16 protein-coding genes and 2 pseudogenes are annotated in these 16,343 nt (G+C 59.2%); 8 read left to right on the forward strand and 10 right to left on the reverse strand.

Going from position 1 to position 16,343, the window contains the following annotated elements:
• Position 1 precedes the first annotated feature (1 nt).
• Positions 2-937, forward strand: coding sequence for an aliphatic sulfonate ABC transporter substrate-binding protein (locus AOA59_RS06635; protein WP_099486515.1), 936 nt, complete (start codon positions 2-4; stop codon positions 935-937).
• Positions 938-1,051: 114 nt separating this feature from the next.
• Here AOA59_RS06635 and gstA read toward each other — a convergent pair whose 3' ends face one another.
• Complete coding sequence (gstA, locus tag AOA59_RS06640) at positions 1,052-1,654, reverse strand: glutathione transferase GstA (RefSeq protein ID WP_099486517.1); 603 nt, start codon at positions 1,652-1,654, stop codon at positions 1,052-1,054.
• 96 nt (positions 1,655-1,750) lie between these two features.
• On the opposite strand from gstA, the gene AOA59_RS06645 reads away from it, so the two are divergent.
• The 4 genes and pseudogenes from AOA59_RS06645 (at position 1,751) to AOA59_RS06655 (ending at position 5,113) form a co-directional block, all read left to right on the forward strand.
• Positions 1,751-2,620 carry a LysR family transcriptional regulator gene (locus AOA59_RS06645; protein ID WP_099486519.1) on the forward strand — a complete coding sequence of 290 codons (870 nt, stop codon included), beginning with the start codon at positions 1,751-1,753 and terminating at the stop codon, positions 2,618-2,620.
• A 167-nt stretch (positions 2,621-2,787) separates the two neighbouring features.
• Positions 2,788-3,564: pseudogene (locus tag AOA59_RS33480) on the forward strand (PAS domain-containing protein); the annotation flags it as partial.
• Positions 3,565-3,687: 123 nt separating this feature from the next.
• Positions 3,688-4,107: pseudogene (locus AOA59_RS33485) on the forward strand (methyl-accepting chemotaxis protein); the annotation flags it as partial.
• On the forward strand, positions 4,058-5,113 hold the full coding sequence (locus AOA59_RS06655; protein WP_099486521.1) for an amino acid ABC transporter substrate-binding protein: 1,056 nt from the start codon (positions 4,058-4,060) through the stop codon (positions 5,111-5,113). The pseudogene AOA59_RS33485 and the gene AOA59_RS06655, both read left to right, overlap by 50 nt.
• Positions 5,114-5,169: 56 nt before the next feature.
• Here AOA59_RS06655 and AOA59_RS06660 read toward each other — a convergent pair whose 3' ends face one another.
• The 6 genes from AOA59_RS06660 to AOA59_RS06685 all read right to left on the reverse strand — a co-directional run bounded on the left by AOA59_RS06660 (position 5,170) and on the right by AOA59_RS06685 (position 10,530).
• Complete coding sequence (locus AOA59_RS06660) at positions 5,170-5,679, reverse strand: hypothetical protein (protein ID WP_099486522.1); 510 nt, start codon at positions 5,677-5,679, stop codon at positions 5,170-5,172.
• 132 nt (positions 5,680-5,811) lie between these two features.
• Entirely contained in the window at positions 5,812-7,221 is a 1,410-nt protein-coding gene (locus AOA59_RS06665; protein ID WP_099486524.1) for an MFS transporter, read from the reverse strand.
• Positions 7,222-7,230: 9 nt separating this feature from the next.
• On the reverse strand, positions 7,231-7,968 hold the full coding sequence (locus AOA59_RS06670; protein ID WP_099486526.1) for an NAD(P)-dependent oxidoreductase: 738 nt from the start codon (positions 7,966-7,968) through the stop codon (positions 7,231-7,233).
• A gap of 15 nt (positions 7,969-7,983) precedes the next feature.
• Positions 7,984-8,616 carry a glutathione S-transferase family protein gene (locus AOA59_RS06675; protein ID WP_065932243.1) on the reverse strand — a complete coding sequence of 211 codons (633 nt, stop codon included), beginning with the start codon at positions 8,614-8,616 and terminating at the stop codon, positions 7,984-7,986.
• 189 nt (positions 8,617-8,805) lie between these two features.
• Entirely contained in the window at positions 8,806-9,039 is a 234-nt protein-coding gene (locus AOA59_RS06680; protein ID WP_099486528.1) for a DUF6124 family protein, read from the reverse strand.
• Between the two features lie 459 nt (positions 9,040-9,498).
• Positions 9,499-10,530: a LacI family DNA-binding transcriptional regulator gene (locus AOA59_RS06685; protein ID WP_178076247.1), complete on the reverse strand. Its 1,032-nt coding sequence runs from the start codon at positions 10,528-10,530 to the stop codon at positions 9,499-9,501.
• A 211-nt stretch (positions 10,531-10,741) separates the two neighbouring features.
• On the opposite strand from AOA59_RS06685, the gene AOA59_RS06690 reads away from it, so the two are divergent.
• Both AOA59_RS06690 and AOA59_RS06695 read left to right on the forward strand, forming a co-directional pair.
• Complete coding sequence (locus AOA59_RS06690; protein WP_065932241.1) at positions 10,742-11,275, forward strand: gluconokinase; 534 nt, start codon at positions 10,742-10,744, stop codon at positions 11,273-11,275.
• Positions 11,276-11,360: 85 nt separating this feature from the next.
• Positions 11,361-12,713 carry a GntP family permease gene (locus AOA59_RS06695; protein ID WP_058421449.1) on the forward strand — a complete coding sequence of 451 codons (1,353 nt, stop codon included), beginning with the start codon at positions 11,361-11,363 and terminating at the stop codon, positions 12,711-12,713.
• Between the two features lie 124 nt (positions 12,714-12,837).
• Here the strand turns inward: AOA59_RS06695 and alaC are convergent, their stop codons facing one another.
• On the reverse strand, positions 12,838-14,049 hold the full coding sequence (alaC, locus tag AOA59_RS06700; protein ID WP_099486530.1) for an alanine transaminase: 1,212 nt from the start codon (positions 14,047-14,049) through the stop codon (positions 12,838-12,840).
• Positions 14,050-14,244: 195 nt separating this feature from the next.
• Between alaC and AOA59_RS06705 the strand changes: the two genes are divergently transcribed.
• Positions 14,245-14,727 (forward strand): GyrI-like domain-containing protein, encoded by a 483-nt coding sequence (locus tag AOA59_RS06705; RefSeq protein ID WP_099486532.1) that lies wholly within the window; start codon positions 14,245-14,247, stop codon positions 14,725-14,727.
• A gap of 152 nt (positions 14,728-14,879) precedes the next feature.
• Here the strand turns inward: AOA59_RS06705 and AOA59_RS06710 are convergent, their stop codons facing one another.
• Together AOA59_RS06710 and AOA59_RS06715 are read right to left on the reverse strand one after the other, a co-directional pair.
• On the reverse strand, positions 14,880-16,088 hold the full coding sequence (locus tag AOA59_RS06710) for a type II toxin-antitoxin system HipA family toxin (protein ID WP_099486533.1): 1,209 nt from the start codon (positions 16,086-16,088) through the stop codon (positions 14,880-14,882).
• Positions 16,081-16,335, reverse strand: a complete 255-nt coding sequence (locus AOA59_RS06715) for a helix-turn-helix domain-containing protein (protein WP_017135431.1) — start codon at positions 16,333-16,335, stop codon at positions 16,081-16,083. Before AOA59_RS06715 ends, AOA59_RS06710 begins: the two co-directional genes overlap by 8 nt.
• Positions 16,336-16,343: the final 8 nt, after the last annotated feature.

Here is a 16,343-nt window from a genome sequence, read left to right on the forward strand (position 1 = left end):
GATGGTTAAGTTTTTCAGTGTGGTTCTGGCTTCACTTGTGTTTTCGGCAGCGGTGTCTGCGGCCGAACCGTCCACCTTGCGCATCGGCTACCAGAAAAGCTCGGTGAGCATGGTGCTGGCCCGTGAACACAAGTTGTTCGAAGAGGCGCTGCCCGGCACCCAGGTGCAGTGGACCGAATTCCTCGGCGGCCCGCCGCTGATCGAGGCGCTGAACGCCGGCAGCCTGGACATCGGCAATATCGGCGACATCCCGCCGATCTTCGCCCAGGCCGCCGGTATCGACTTGCAGTACTTCGCCGTCGAGCCCAATGAAGGCAAGACCGAAGCAGTGCTGGTGCCCAAAGCCAGCACGATTCAGAGTGTGGCCGAACTCAAGGGCAAGCGCGTGGCGCTGCTCAAGGGCTCCAGCGCGCACAACCTGTTCCTCAAAAGCCTGCTGCGCGCGGGCTTGCAGTGGAAGGATGTGAACGTGGTGTACCTGTCGCCGTCCGACGGCCGCGCGGCGTTTGAGCAAGGCAAAGTCGACGCCTGGGTGGTGTGGGACCCTTACTATTCGGCGGCCGTGGTCGATGGCGCCGCTCGCGTATTGGGCGACGGCCAGCGCCTTAACCCGGCCGGCAGTTTCTTTGTGGTCAACAGCCCGTTTGCCAAACAGTACCCGCACGCCGTCGCCACCATCATCAAGACGCTCGGCAAGGCCCAGCGCCTGTCCCTGGACCAGCCCGAAGAAAGCATCGCCTTGATGGCCAAGACCCTGGGCCTGCAACCGGCGGTGGTCAAAAGCTACTTCGAACACCGCTCGCCGGAGCCGATTCGCCCGCTGCAAGCCATCGATATCGCCAACCAGCAACGCACCGCCGACCTGTTCTTCGCCAACGGCCTGATCCCGAAAAAGGTTGATGTGCAGCAAATAGTCTTCAAGGCTCTAAACCAATGAACATCAACTGTGGGAGCTGGCTTGCCTGCGATAGCGCTGGCCCAGACAGCACATCATTGCCTGACACTCAGTCATCGCAGGCAAGCCAGCTCCCACAGTGGATTGCATTTCAGGTCATGGATTTTCAGCGGCCAGCGCTGCAATCACGGCAGGCCGTGCGCCAACGCGTTGTTGAAACGCCGTCAGTGCCGGCCACGGCTGCAGATCAATGTCATGAACCGCCGCCCAGCGCAGCAGCACAAACAAATACGCATCCGCTACCGAGTACTGCTCGCCCAGCAAATAATCCTGACGCTCCAGCGTCTGCACCAGAAACGCAAAACGCTTGAACAACTTGGCCACAAACGTGGCTCGCACTTGGCCTTGAATCGCCGGGTTGAAGAAAATCCCCAGCCCGCCGTGAATCTCGCTGGCGATGAAATTCAGCCATTCCTGCAAACGCACACGCTCCCAACTGCCATTGGCCGGGGCCAACCGGGCGGCGGGTTTCAGGTCGGCCAGGTATTGCAGGATCGCACTGGCTTCGGTGAGTACCTGGCCGTTATCCAGTTGCAGTGCCGCCACATAGCCCTTGGGGTTTATTTGCAGGAAGTCTTCGCCATCGGCAGTGGTTTTTGCCTTGTTATCAACCCGCACCAAGTCGAACGGCAGCGCCAATTCGCGCAGCACGATATGGGGGGCGAGGGAACAGGCATTCGGGGAAAAATACAGTTTCATGTGGGGCTACTCGGTTGAATTTGCGCCAGTCTCGCGGGCATGGCACCTTGCGTAAAATTAAACCTTCAGACCCCATCCATAAGGACAGCTACTGCCATGATGAACCTGATGCACTGGCGCTTGCTGGTGGCCGTGGCCGATCACGGCAGCATTACGGCGGCTGCCGAGCAGGTGGGCATGACCCAGTCCGCCGCCAGCCAGGCCATGGCCAACATGGAAGCGACCTTGGGTGCGCAATTGTTCACACGTGAGCCGCGCAAGACCTTGCCCACTGCACTTGGGCTAAACGTGATCGAGCAGGCGCGGGTGATGATGGGCGCCTTGCAGGCTATTCGTACCACGGTCGACGAAGCACGCCCGCTGTTGCGTGGGAGCATTCGCATCGCCAGTTTCCCGATGGTGATGGCGGCTTTTCTGACGCCGCTGCTGCAGCGTTTTCGTCAGTTGAACCCCGGTATTGAAGTGACCACGCTGGATGTCACGGACAGCGAAGTGCTCACCTTGCTCGACGCCGGCCTGATCGACCTGGGCGTGGTGCTCAACCCCAAGCCCGAGCGCAATGCCACGGCGTTGGGGCGCGATTGCTGGATGGCCGTGTTGCCGACCCATCATCCCTTGGCGCAGCGCCCGGCCAATGCAGGCGTGTCGTTCGAGGAGCTGCTGGAGCAACCCTTCGTCCTTGCCACCGGCGGTTGCACCGCCAGTGCCCGCAGCTTGGCCAGCGCTGCGGGGCTGGCGCTGCGCGATATTCGCGTGGAGGTACGCGAATGGAACAGTGCCTACAGCCTGGTGCGCGAAGGCGTCGGCGTCACGCTGGTGCCTGAAATGGCGCTGCCGGTAAAGCGTAATGGCTTGCGCGTGATGCCGCTGACCGTGCCGCTGTATCGCGAATTTGCGTTGGTCGGCTCACCTTCACGGCCGCCTTCAGCCGCGGCCTGCGCATTGTTAAAAATGCTGGCTGACTAGTGGCCTTGCATAGCGCCAAGCCCTGTCTATGCTCACCCAGAACCGTTGATGACGTTTGGCATATAAAGCGTTTCGGATGGTTATTTCCCCATGAAGGTTAGCCAGTATTATCCAAAAAATGAATGGAATGCGCCTTCCGGGCGCCGGGAATCAAGGGTGATCTGACCATGTTCAACCGCCATCACAAATCCGACCTGGAAGAAATCGAACGTTTTTCCTGTGCCCTCACCGAGTCCAACGCCAAACTCGCTGCCATCAGCCGGTCCATGGCGATGATCGAGTTCGACCGCGATGGCGTGATCCTCGATGCCAACGACAACTTCTGCACAGCCATGGGCTACAACGTGGAAGAGATCCGCGGCAAACATCACCGTATTTTCTGCGAAGAGGCCTACACCCATACCGAGGCCTACACCCAGCTATGGCGCGACCTGGCGCGCGGCGAAGCCCTCAGCGGCACCTTCATGCGCCTGAACAAGCGTGGCGAAGAAGTGTGGCTGGAAGCCAGTTATATGCCGGTGCTCGACAGCCACAATCAGGTGCAGAGCGTGATCAAAGTGGCCTCGGATATTTCGGCGCGGGTCCACCATGAGCATGAGAACCAGAGCCTGATCGACGCCATCAGCCGTTCCATGGCGGTGATCGAGTTCACGCCCCAAGGGCAGATCCTCAGCGCCAATGACAACTTCCTGCGCACCGTGCAGTACTCACGGGAAGAAATCATCGGCCAGCACCACAGCATGTTCTGCCACCGTGCCGAGGTTGAATCGCCGGCCTACAAGGCATTCTGGGCCTCGCTCAACCGGGGCGAATATCACTCCCATCGCTTCGAGCGCAAGAATAAATACGGCAAGACCCTGTTTCTGGAAGCGTCCTATAACCCGATTTTCGACACCAACGGGCGCCTCTACAAAGTGGTGAAGTTCGCCAGCGACATCACCGACCAGGTCACCACCCTGCGCACCGCCGCCGATTCGGCGCATGCCACCTCGGTGCAAAACGACGCCTGCGCGCGCAAAGGCTCGGAGGTGGTGCAGCAAACCGTGCAGATCATTGAAGAGATTTCCAACGACTTGAACCAGGCGGCCCAGAGTATCGACGCGGTGAGCAAGCAATCGGACATCATCGGCTCCATCGTGCAGACCATCCGCAGCATTGCCGAACAAACCAATATGCTCGCGCTTAACGCGGCCATTGAAGCGGCGCGGGCCGGCGAGCACGGGCGTGGTTTTGCGGTGGTGGCCGATGAAGTGCGCAGCCTGGCCGCACGCACCAGTCAGGCGACGGTGGAGATTGTGGACGTGGTGCGCAAAAACCACGACCTGTCGCTGAGCGCGGTGTCGAGCATGCAGTCGAGCCTGAGCCGTACCGGCCTGGGTGTGGAGCTGGCCAATGAAGCAGGGCAGGTGATCCTGGAGATTCAGGAAGGCTCACGGCATGTGGTGGATGCCATCAGCCAATTCAACTCGACGTTGCAACTGCAATAGACATCATCGCGCTTGCTGTCGAGACAGGTTCGGCAGCGAGCGCAGATTTGCCCTACAGAGCAACTTCAACGGCGTCGGTATAAGAGCGCAGGTTATTCAATGTGTGAGACGAACTATGAAGCTGCAAGGCGCCTTATTCCTGTCGTTATGCGTGCTGTCGGCCAGCGCGCTGGCAAACGATGCCGTTCTGGAAAAAATCCGCGATAAGAAGCAAATGGTCATCGGGTATCCGGCGGAAGCGCTGCCTTTTTCCTATCAGACCGGCGCGGGTGAACCGGTGGGTTACTCCATCGACCTGTGTCGGCGCATTGCCGATGACGTGAAGAAAAACCTCAAGCTTGATCAACTGACCTTGAGCTTCAAACCCTTGAGTTTCAAAGACCGTCTCACTGCCGTCAGCAGCGGTGCGGTAGACCTCGAATGTGGCTCTACCACCAACACGCTGGAGCGCCAGAAGCAGGTTGATTTCAGCGTTTCAACCTTCGCGGCCTCGATTAAAGTGGTTTCCAGGGTCGGTGAAAAGTTGGATAGCTTGAAGGACCTCAATGGTCGATCCGTGGTGATTGTTGATGGCACCACCGTTGGCGAGGTGGTTCAACAACTTGAAAAGCGCGAAGGGTGGACCTTTAAAAAGGTACACGCCAAAAACCTGACTGAGGGCTTCAAAATGTTGGTTGATAGCCAAGCCGACAGTCTGGTGTTCGATGAAGTGGTAGTGGCGCCGCTGATGGCAAGCGCCGCCGAACCTGCGCGTTATCAGTTTTTGAAAGATGTGCTGGTGGTGGAACACCTGGGGTTGATCATGCCGAAAAATAACCCCGGGTTAAAACGTACCGTGGACAAGACCCTGGCTGCATTAATGGCGTCCGGGGACGCCAAGACGCTGTATGCCAAATGGTTTGAGTCGCCGATTGTGGTCAAGACGCTTAATCTCGAAGTGCCCTTTTCCACGCAGATGGAGCAGCTCTTCAGCGCCCCGACGGATCAGCCGGGCAAAGCGCTGTAGCGCAGTGAGCACGATCCATGTGGGAGCTGGCTCCCACATTTATCCAGCGGTGTCTGTTAGATCGCCGCCAGGGTTTCTTTAACCGCCTGCGCCGGGTCAGTGGCTTTCGCCGTTACCTGCTGCTCTTGCTGCTGCTTCACCCGCTCAGCCACTTGCTTGGCAATCGCGTCCTGTTTTTCCTGCGGCATTGCCTGCACTTGCGCCTCGGTCAAACCCTGTTCCTTGAGCAACTGCTCGCGGATGCGTTCGGCCGGGGATTTGTTCATGTAGTCGGTGAAATCAGCGCGCGCAGTGCTGGTGCCCGAACCGGCTGCCGGTACATCCGTCGATGCCGTAGGGGCGGCGGCGGTGGCTTGCAACTGCACGCGGGTCTTGGCGAAGGCTTCGTCGATGCGGTCGTTGGCCTTGTCCAAATCCTTTTGCGCGGCCGGTACGGTCACGCTCTGCTGCGCCGCTTGCAGGGCGCCGCTGTACAGCGTGCTGGCGGCCGCATTGGCCGGGTCCATGTCGGGACGCTTGAGCTGTTGCACGGTCGATACGGCTTGGGTGTTGTTGTTGATCAGCATGATCGCTCACCTGGGATGTGTTCGGTGCCTCAGGTGGAGCAAATAGCATGCCGAGGGCCAAGCCCCCGTGTTTATTGGGGATGGTGGGGCCGCCGCGGCAAACGTTGTCTCGCAGGCGGCCAACTGTTGCCGTCAGTGGGCAATATTCTCCAGCGCCAAATTGCGCGTGCGCGGGCCGAACCAGCTGATGGTGATCATCACGATCAACATGCTGCTGGCAATAAACGCCAGCACGCCCGGCGTGCCGAGGTGCTCCAGAATAAAACCGATCAACAAACTGCTGAACACCGTGGACAAGCGGCTGAACGAATAGCAGAACCCCACCGCCCGCGCGCGGATGTTGGTCGGGAACAGTTCACTCTGGTACGAGTGATAACTGAAGCTCAGCCAGGCATTGCAGAAGGTGATCATTACGCCACAGATCACCAGCCCAACGGCCGTGGTTTGCAGGGCGAACAGGCTGCCGAAGATCATCGCACCCATGGCCGAGCCGACGATCTGCCATTTGTTTTCGAAGCGGTTGGCCACCTTCACAAACAGTAACGGCCCCAGCGGATAGGCGAGGGTGATGATAAAGGCGTACATCAGGCTGTGGGTCACGCTCACGCCCTGGCCCGACAGCAACGCCGGCAACCAATTGCCGAAGCCGAAAAAGCCGATGGCCTGGAACACATGAAACACAATCAGCATCAACGCACGGCGGCGGTACGGCGGTTGCCAGATATCAGCGAAACGGCCGCTGCCTTGTACGCTGACGGCCTGCGGTTCGGGTTCATCCAGCGGTTTGCCGTGATCCTTTTGGCAGCGCGCCTCCAGGCTGTCCATGATTTGCCCAGCCTCATCAAAGCGGCCTTTTTGCGCCAGCCAGCGCGGTGATTCCGGCAGGCGCTTGCGCAGTTGCCAGATAAACAGCGCAAACACTGCACTGCTGAGCACCACCCAGCGCCAGCCGGACACGCCGAACGGCGCCTGGGGCACCAGCCACCACGACATCAAGGCCACCGCCGGCACCGACAGAAACTGGATAAAAAACGCGAAGGCAAACGCCGAACTGCGCATGCGCTTGGGCACCAGTTCCGACAGGTAGGCATCGATGGTCACTAGCTCAATCCCCAGGCCAATACCCACCAGAAAACGCATGCCGATGATGCCCAGTGCCGAGGTTTGTATGCCCATCAACACCGTGGCGACCGTGTACCAGATCAACGCAAAGGTGAAGATCGCCCGGCGCCCGAAACGGTCGGCGATGGGGCTGAGCAGGCTGGCGCCGAGGAACAGGCCCAGAAAGGTCGCCGAGGCGAACGCGGCCTGGTCCGAGAAGCCGAACACGCCTTCGCTGCCGGTGTGGAAGATCCCGTCGCTGATCAGGCCAGGGCTGATATAGGCGGTCTGGAACAGGTCATACAGCTCGAAAAAACCACCGATCGACAGCAGCGCCACCAGGCGCCAGACGGTGGCGACGGCGGGCAAGCGGTCAATGCGCGCGCTGATGTGGGCAGCGCGGATCGGGTCGATGCCGTCGGCGGTGGAGAGTGCGGGCATGGGCAGAACTCAATAAGTAATCGGGATTTCAAATGCTTGGAATGCATCGTCGACCGGATGGTAACCCAACACGCGCGTGGTTTCGCCGAGGTCCAGGCGCTTGAAACGGTTATTGGAAATGCCATGGGCGATCAGATGCTTCACGCCTTCCGCTTCCACCGAGCGTTGCAGCAATTGCACCGCATCCCGTGGGCTGAGCCAGGCGCTGAGGTCGCGGGCGTTGTTGAGGTCGTGGGTCTCGGGGAATTCAAACGCGCCGATGCGCAGGGCGATGGTCGACAGCGGCGTCTTGGCCGCGTAGTAGCCGCACAGCGCCTCGCCGTAGCATTTGCTCACGCCGTACAGGTTGGCGGGCATTACCTGCATGCCGGGCGTGATCTGCCGGTCTACCGGGTAGCCTTCAATGGTTTGTGCGCTGCTGGCGAACACCAGGCGTTTCACGCCGGCGGCCACGGCGGCTTCGAACAGGTAAGTGGTGGCGAGGATATTGTTCGGCAGCACCTCGTCGAATGTCGCGCTGGCGTGGGGAATGCCCGACAGGTGCACGACTACATCGATGCCGTCGAGCAGCGCGGCCAGGCTGGCTTTGTCACTCAGGTCAGCGTGGACGAAACGGTGCTCGTCCAAGTCAAACGCCGGCGCGATGCGGTCAGTGAGGGTGAAGCGATAGCGGTCTTTCGAGGCTTCGAAAAACGTCTTGCCGATTCTGCCGCAGGCGCCGGTCAGCAGTACGTTGAGTCCGTTCACGGTGGAGTCCTTGTTTTAGTTATGGCCGTCGAGGGCGAAGGTCTTGAAGCCTGGGCGTTGGCTCAGGCGTTGGTAATACGCCGCAATGGCAGGGTAGGGCGGGCGCTGCATGGGCGTGTTCTGCCAACGGTGCACCGAAAGGCCGATAAGAATATCGGCGAGGGTGAATTCATCGCCGGCCACATAGGCGCAGGTTTTAGCCAGCTGTTGTTCCAGCAGGCCCATCTTGTCATTCCACACCTGCACGGCGGCGGCAATCTGCGCCGCGTCGAGGTTGTCGGGGTTATTGCGCACCAGCGCGGTGAAGGCATCGCCCCAGGCGCGGTTGAGTTCCACGGCTTGCCAGTCCACCCATTGCTCGACTCGCGCACGTGGCGCGGGTTCGGCGGGTAGCAGGTCGGTGCGTTGGTAGAGGCCGACAAGGTAGCGGCAGATGGTGTTGGATTCCCACAGCACGCCGTGGTCGTCGATCAGCACCGGTACTTGGGCGTTGGGGTTCAAGGCCAGGAATTCGGCTGACTGGGTGGGCTTGAAGCCGATGCCCCAATCTTCGCGCACGTAATCGATGCCCAGTTCCTGGCAGGTCCAGAGCACTTTGCGCACGTTGATGGAGGACGTGCGGCCGAGGATTTTCAGTGAGTGTCCCATGGTGCTTCCCTGACGATGGAGAGCGGTCAATCTAGCAGGGGCAGGACTTTACGGCGATATCTTAATTGGGCACGGACAACATGTGGGAGCTGGCTTGCCTGCGATAGCGGTGTGTCGGGCAATGATGTGCCGACAGGTCTACCGCCATCGCAGGCAAGCCAGCTCCCACATGGTTAACCGAGTTAGGCTTTAGGTGCGTGGTGTTTGCTGGTCCATGGCTTTGCCGACCATCAAGACTGATAACTCGCTGAGTTGATGAATGGCGAGTGCCACGTCGCGGTGTTTGCCGGTGAGGTCGTTGGAAAGGTCGAGCAACAGGGTGCTTACGGAACATACGGTTTCGTAGCTGTTGATCAGTAGGGATTCGAGGGGTGTGTCGGGTGTAAGGGTGAAGAGCGTAGTTGGGGGATTGACGCTTTGCATGGTTGAAGTACCTGGTTTGTGCCAACACCCGCATCGCTACTAAACAAGTTGGGTGGCAGCTGTGCGCAGGTTAGTAGACCGGTAATCCCACACAAACCCGGCGCGCCCGAAGGCGCCCTACGCACAGCCGCCATAATTGGCTTGTGCATATTGTGTTGGGAAGTTCGGGCTACTAAACCCGATCGCCGAGAAATTCAGCGACCCACCAACCTTAGAGACCACCCCCCCAAGCGCACAAGCCGGCGGATTCTGACGTAAGCGTAGGCAACCGGGCAAGGCGCTTACGGCAATGTCAGCCGCTTCCTACAGGCGTCCCACATCTCAAGCGAGCACGGTAAAAAAATGTGGGAGCTGGCTTGCCTGCGATAGCGGTGTGTCAGGCAATGATGTGCCGACAGGTCTACCGCCATCGCAGGCAAGCCAGCTCCCACAGTTTGATTGTGTTTGGGCTTTGAAAGGTTAAGTACTTTCGCGCACCTGCAACGCAAACCCCATGTCCACCACCGGCTTGGCAATCTTGTTCCCCGCCATGATGGTCAACAAATGCTCCGCCGAGCGCCGCCCGATCGCTTCCCGTGGCGTGCTGATGCTGCTCAAACGCGGCACCATAAAAGACGATGCCGGCAAATCGTTAAAGCCCAGCACCGCCACACGCTCCGGCACGTTGATGCCGTGGCGCATGGCCTCCAGCAGCGCGCCTTGGGCCAGGTCGTCGTTACCGAAGAAAATCGCGTCCACATCCGGATGCGCCGCCAGCAGCTGCAAAAACAACTCACCACCCAACCCCACGGAGGAGGGGCGTGGCGTCAGCAGTTCCAGCGCCGGGTCGTACATGCCCGCCTGCTGCAGGGCGCGGCGGAACCCTTCACCGCGCAGCAACGTGCGCTGGTCCAACTGCGCGCCGATATACGCCAGGCGCTTGCGCCCACGGGAGAGCAAATGCGCTGCGGCTGTTTCGCCTGCGCTCAATTGCGAAAACCCCACGCAATTCACGCCCGCGTTCGGGTCCAGATCCATCATGTACACACAGGGCACATTGCTGGCCTCGACCATCCGTCGTGCGCTTTCGGTGCGATCAAACCCGGTCAGCAGCAAACCGCGTGGCTGGTAGGCCATGTAGTTGCGCAGCAGGTTTTCTTCTTCATCACGCGAATAGTGCGAGTTGCCGATCAGCACTTCAAAGCCCTTGGGCCGCAGCACTGCGTGGATGGCTTCGAGGGTTTCGATAAACAACAGGTTGGACAGCGACGGCACGATGACCACCACCGAATGGCTTTGCGCCGAGGCCAGGGCGCGGGCGGCGGGGTTGACCACGTAGTTGAGTTCGGCGGCGGCCCGTTGCACTTTTTCCACCAGCTCGGTAGCCACCGTGCTGACGCCTCGCAGTGCGCGGGAGGCGGTAATCGGGCTGACGCCCGCCAGGCGCGCCACTTCATTGAGGGTCGGGCGACCGGTGGTGCGTAATTTTTTATCGTTCTTGGAGGTCATCAGGCTGTTGCCAAACAAAAATCGAGGCACTAAGGTAGCGCTGTCTCCAAACAGCTGCAAATACTTGAACGTTGGGTTGCCTGATCCTGTTCAAACGGTTGGAGAGGATGCACGCGTCACTCCATAAAAATGACAAGTCGGCGCGGGAAAAGCCTGTTTTTGCACTAGCCTTACAGCGTGCAAAGGTAGCGCTATCTGCGTCCTGAGGTGTTTCATGAGTCAACCTGTTACCGCCCTGGTCATCATGGGTGTTTCCGGCTGTGGCAAGTCCAGCGTCAGCGAAGCCCTGTGCCGCCTGAACGGCGCCACCGCCATTGAAGGCGACAGCTTTCACCCTGCCGCCAACATCGAAAAGATGAGCGCCGGCCACCCCCTCAACGACGACGACCGCGCCGGCTGGCTCGACATCCTCTGCGATGAACTGCGCCGCTCGCTCAAAGCCGGCGAGCATCCGGTGCTCACCTGTTCAGCGCTTAAAAAGAAATACCGCGACCACCTGCGCGAAGCCGCGCCGGGCCTGGGCTTTGTGTTCCTGGAGCTGACCCGCGCCGTGGCCGCTGACCGCGTGTCCCATCGCCCCGGCCATTTTATGCCCGCCAGCCTGATCGACAGCCAGTTCGCCACCCTTGAATCGCCCGTGGGCGAGCCGCTGACCCTGGCGCTCAACGCCAGCGAAGACAGCGTCGAGGACTTGGCCGAGCAAACCCATGCCTGGTGGCTGCAACACGGCTTTGAACCTACTCATTAATTTTTTGCCGGAAAAGGTAGCGCTACCCCCGGCGAAACATTCAACACCGGCTTTAATAACAACAACAAACAGGAGAACCCCCCCCATGTTTGGCATGTCCCACGAGTCCTACCTGCTGCTAGACGCAGTGGTCACAATCATCGGGTTGATCGTTCTGATCACCCAGTTCAAGGTGCACCCGTTCATTGCACTGATCATCGCGGCCGGCTTCCTCGGCCTGACCTCGGGCATGCCCGTGGACAAGATCATCAAGGCGTTCCAGGACGGTTTTGGCGGCGTGCTCGGTTTTGTCGGCATCATCCTCGCGCTGGGCACGATGCTCGGCAAAATGATGGCCGAATCCGGCGGTGCCGATCAGATCGCGCAAACGCTGATCCGCGCCTTCGGCAAAGAGAAAGTCCAGTGGGCCATGATGTTCGCCGCGTTTCTGGTGGGCATCCCGCTGTTCTTCGAGATCGGCTTTGTACTGCTGATTCCGCTGGTGTTTATTGTCGCGCGCCGTACCGGCGTGTCGCTGATCAAGATCGGCATCCCGCTGCTCGCCGGTCTGTCGGCGGTACACGGCCTGGTGCCACCGCACCCTGGCCCGCTGCTGGCCATCGGCGTGTTTGGCGCAGACATCGGCAAGACCATCCTGTACGGCCTGATCGTCGCACTGCCAACCGCGATCATTGCCGGGCCGATTTTCGGTACGTTTATTGCCAAGTACATTCCGGGCAACCCGTCCCAGGAACTGGTCGACCAACTGGCCCGCGAGCCGGAATCCAAAAGCCTGCCGAGCTTCAGCATCACCCTGATCACCGTGCTGCTGCCGGTGTTCCTGATGTTGCTCAAAACCTTCGCCGACGTCGCGCTGCCGGACGGCCACGCCATTCGCAACTGGATGGACATGATCGGTCACCCGATCACTGCGTTGCTGCTGGCGTTGCTGCTGTCGCTGTACACCTTTGGCCATCGCCAGGGCATTCACTCCAAGCAAATCCTCAAGCTGCTCGACGCCAGCCTTGCGCCGACCGCCGCGATCATCCTGATCATCGGCGCCGGTGGTGGTTTCAAGCAGATGCTGGTGACCAGCGGCGTGGGTGATGTGATCGGCCATATGGCGGTGAACGCGCAGATCAACCCGATTCTGCTGGCGTGGTTGGTGGCGGCGGTGATTCGTGTGGCCACAGGCTCCGCGACGGTCGCGACCATTACCGGCGCAGGCATTGTGGTGCCGGTGGTGGGCATGATTCCAGGGGTTAACCGTGAGCTGCTGGTGTTGGCGACAGGGGCGGGTTCGTTGGTGTTGTCTCACGTCAACGATGCGGGGTTCTGGCTGGTGAAGCAGTACTTCAATATGACCGTGGTCGAGACGTTCAAGACCTGGACGGCGATGGAGACCATTCTGTCGGTGGTGGCGCTGATCTTTATCATGTTGCTGTCGTTGGTGGTGTAATCACTGACTGATCGTTCCCACGCTCCGCGTGGGAATGCCTCTTGTGACGCTCTGCGTCACGCTTGGGGACGCAGAGCGTCCCGTGCTGCATTCCCACGCGGAGCGTGGGAACGATCATTGCGTCTCAGGCTTTAGTGACTAACCCATCCGCTCGGAACATCCCGCGAATCCCGCGTACCGCCTGGCGAATCCGGTCCTGGTTCTCGATCAGCGCAAAGCGCACATGATCATCGCCATACTCACCAAAACCGATACCCGGCGACACACACACTTTGGCTTCCAGCAGCAGTTTTTTGGCAAATTCCAGCGAGCCCATGGCCGCATACTGCTCAGGGATCTTGGCCCAGACGTACATCGACGCCTTGGGATTTTCCACCATCCAACCCAGCTCATGCAGGCCTTTGACCAGCACGTTACGGCGCTGGCGATACTGCTCGGCAATGTCTTTCACGCACTGCTGATCGCCTTCCAGCGCGGCAATCGCCGCCACTTGCAGCGGGGTGAAGGTGCCGTAGTCGTGGTAACTCTTGATCCGCGCCAGGGCGTTGACCAGTTCCGGGTTGCCGACCATAAAACCAATGCGCCAGCCGGCCATGTTGTAGCTCTTGGACAGGGTGAAGAACTCCACCGCAATGTCCTTGGCGCCCTGCACTTGCATGATCGAGGGGGCTTTCCAGCCGTCGTAGACGATGTCCGCGTAGGCCAGGTCGTGCACCACCAGTACGTCGTACTGTTTGGCCAGGGCGATCACGCGTTCGAAGAAGTCCAGTTCCACGCACTGCGCGGTGGGGTTGGACGGGAAGCCGAGGATCATCATCTTCGGCTTGGGGATCGAGCCACGAATCGCCCGTTCCAGCTCGTCGAAGAAATCCACGCCCGGCACCAGCGGCACCGAACGCACCTGGGCGCCGGCAATCACGGCACCGTAGATGTGAATCGGGTAGCTCGGGTTGGGCACCAGCACGGTGTCGCCCTGGTCGAGGGTTGCCAGCATCAAATGCGCCAGGCCTTCCTTGGAACCGATGGTTACGATGGCTTCCGTTTCCGGGTCGATATCCACTTCGTAGCGGTCTTTGTACCAGCGCGAAATCGCCCGGCGCAGACGCGGAATGCCTTTGGAAGTGGAATAACCGTGGGTGTCTTCACGCTGGGCGACGGTGACCATTTTTTCCACAATGTGTGGAGGCGTGGCGCCGTCAGGGTTACCCATGCTCAAGTCGATGATGTCTTCGCCGCGCCGACGCGCAGCCATCTTCAGCTCGGCAGTGATATTAAAAACGTAAGGGGGGAGTCGATCTATGCGCGCAAAGCGGCGCGGCGAACCAAGGTCGGCCATTGTTGCCTCGAGGTACGTAAGCGCCCGGAACCGTCCGAGCGACGTCGGCCACTGCGGTGGCCTGCGGGGCAGACAATACGGTCGATGATGGCCAGTTGTCCAGATGCGTAAGAAAAATTTCTACTTGGAGTGAAACGTGGATATGCCCCTATACTCGATGCGGGTTTGTTCCCTCATAAGAAGGAGACTGTTCGTATGGATCAGCAGGCAAAACTACCGTTAGAGCCACGCATGGAAGCCGGTAAAGCCCTGGTAATCGCTGGAGTGCAAGGGCGTTATTCAAAGGCCACAGTGGGTGATATCCCAAAGCTGTGGGAATTGTTCGACACCTGCATCAAAGACATTGAAAAGCGCGTCGGGCGCGTGACGTATGGTGTGTGCCATAACCCCCACCATGGTGAATTCGACTACATGGCCGGGGTTGAAGTCCCGAGTAAAAGCGACGTGCCGAGCAACTTTGAATCTATCGAAATTGCGCCGCTCAACTATGCTGTGTTCCCGCATTACGGGCGGGTGCAGGACCTGGAGCAAACCTACGAGCGCATCATGTTCGAGTGGTTGCCGCACTCGGGCTACAAGGTGATGGGCGCGGATTTCGAACGCTACAGCGCCGATTTCGACGCGAAGAAGGGCACGGGGACGGTGGAGATCTGGCTGCCGGTTGGCGAAAAGGGCTGACGGCGGTGCTGTCGGCACCGGTAAATCGGTGCCGACTGAGGTATCAATACAAGGTGCTTCGGACCTCGTGGGGGGGGGCCGTAGAGGGTTTCGAGTTGTTCGAGGGTTGTCAGCATATTCACCACCTTGTCCTTGGATGAGTACAGAAGCGTTCAGCCACCGAAGCTCTGTTGGTAGCTCTGGGCGGATTGTCGAATGGCTTTTGCAACGTCAGGCGCTAACCGACAGTATTCGTCTTCGCGCTTGAGCACGACCTCAAGGGTTTGAAGCAGCGCCTGAATACGCGCCTGAGGTTCTGCAATTTCGCAGGTTCTTGCAAACTCAATGATGCCCAAGCGTGAGGCAAACATTGATTTGTTGCCGGACAGATCCAGCGCAAGTGTGTCTTCAGGTATATAGGCGGTGGTATTCACGATGTCGTAAGCCGGGGCCAGGCGCGCGTCAAATTTAATCGGGTCACTGTAGAGCACACCGAAGTTTTTCAGGTGAGCATCGCCATTTCCCACGATGCAACTCAAAGCCACGCTATCGAACAATTGGTCCAACGAGCTGCGTTGGTTTTCCGGTGAGCAAAACGCGCGTACGGCCTTGGCGATGGCGGCATAGCTCTTGGTGTATTTCTGTTCGGCAGACAGGCCCATCAGTGTGGTCATGTCTTCGAAACCCAGCGGGTTGAGCTGCTCGTCGCGATCAAAGCGCCGCATGATGAATAGCTTATGGTTCTGCGACAGATAAAACGGCGGCACGGGCAGGCCTGCATCCCGCGCAATGGACATGCACAGGTATTCATTGACGGCCAAGCCCGGAAACTCATCGCGCCCGCTTTTGATAATCAGGTCGTTGGTTTTTGAGGTGAATTTTTGCTCGGGAGTTTGAGGTTTTTCTGGCACCAGCACTTTGGGCTGTACGCCAGAAATGCCCGCTCGCAGAATGTAACGGTCCACCAAGTCGGCGAACAGGTCTTCTGCTCCGTCCCACGCGAGAATTTCCGCCAGGTTCTCTCCGTTTGCGGGCGGACCGTTGCGTTGGATTAGTTCGTTTATCTGATCGGAAATCACGAAAACCCGGCCAATCGGTGCACTGCTACCTGACAAGGCCAGCAACAGCATCGGGTCCACTTTTACCGTTTTAGCCAGACGATTACGCAACTGTTCCAGTACGTAGCCTTCGGGCAAATTCATTTGAAAGATTGGATGCAATTCGCGGCGGCGATATTCTTCGGCGCGCACGGGCATGGTAAGGCTGACAGCGCTTTGGGCCTGTGCCTTAGCATCGTAGCGAAACAGGTAATCATCAGCGCCCACCAATACGCTGCCGCTATCGCCTTGAGGCGTATGAATGCTAAGAGCGGGGCTATTCATTGAACAAGTCCTCTAACTCTTCAAGCGTCGGCAGGGTCACTGGCACTAATTTGACTTCACTGCCCAGGGCGGCAATCACGCGAGCATAGGCATTCATGGAAACAGAGAGGCTGCCCTTCTCGATTTCGATCAGTTTTTGCCGGGTAACGCCCGCAAGTTTCGCCAGGTCCGCTTGTGTATAGCCACGGTTGAGGCGCATGGAGCGAACTTGTTGGCCTAAGCGTTGGGTGATAATCGAAGTGTCCATGTCACGTA

Source organism: Pseudomonas sp. 2822-15 (assembly GCF_002742515.1).
Taxonomy (GTDB): domain Bacteria; phylum Pseudomonadota; class Gammaproteobacteria; order Pseudomonadales; family Pseudomonadaceae; genus Aquipseudomonas; species Aquipseudomonas salomonii.

Coding starts and splice junctions, on each gene's coding strand:
- gstA (WP_099486517.1), bottom strand. CDS start 1,654: ATGAAACTGTATTTTTCCCCGAATGCCTGTTCCCTCGCCCCCCATATC.
- AOA59_RS06690 (WP_065932241.1), top strand. CDS start 10,742: ATGAGTCAACCTGTTACCGCCCTGGTCATCATGGGTGTTTCCGGCTGT.
- AOA59_RS06655 (WP_099486521.1), top strand. CDS start 4,058: ATGTGGTGGATGCCATCAGCCAATTCAACTCGACGTTGCAACTGCAAT.
- AOA59_RS06645 (WP_099486519.1), top strand. CDS start 1,751: ATGATGAACCTGATGCACTGGCGCTTGCTGGTGGCCGTGGCCGATCAC.
- AOA59_RS06715 (WP_017135431.1), bottom strand. CDS start 16,335: ATGGACACTTCGATTATCACCCAACGCTTAGGCCAACAAGTTCGCTCC.
- AOA59_RS06695 (WP_058421449.1), top strand. CDS start 11,361: ATGTTTGGCATGTCCCACGAGTCCTACCTGCTGCTAGACGCAGTGGTC.
- AOA59_RS06675 (WP_065932243.1), bottom strand. CDS start 8,616: ATGGGACACTCACTGAAAATCCTCGGCCGCACGTCCTCCATCAACGTG.
- alaC (WP_099486530.1), bottom strand. CDS start 14,049: ATGGCCGACCTTGGTTCGCCGCGCCGCTTTGCGCGCATAGATCGACTC.
- AOA59_RS06705 (WP_099486532.1), top strand. CDS start 14,245: ATGGATCAGCAGGCAAAACTACCGTTAGAGCCACGCATGGAAGCCGGT.
- AOA59_RS06710 (WP_099486533.1), bottom strand. CDS start 16,088: ATGAATAGCCCCGCTCTTAGCATTCATACGCCTCAAGGCGATAGCGGC.
- AOA59_RS06635 (WP_099486515.1), top strand. CDS start 2: ATGGTTAAGTTTTTCAGTGTGGTTCTGGCTTCACTTGTGTTTTCGGCA.
- AOA59_RS06680 (WP_099486528.1), bottom strand. CDS start 9,039: ATGCAAAGCGTCAATCCCCCAACTACGCTCTTCACCCTTACACCCGAC.
- AOA59_RS06660 (WP_099486522.1), bottom strand. CDS start 5,679: ATGCTGATCAACAACAACACCCAAGCCGTATCGACCGTGCAACAGCTC.
- AOA59_RS06665 (WP_099486524.1), bottom strand. CDS start 7,221: ATGCCCGCACTCTCCACCGCCGACGGCATCGACCCGATCCGCGCTGCC.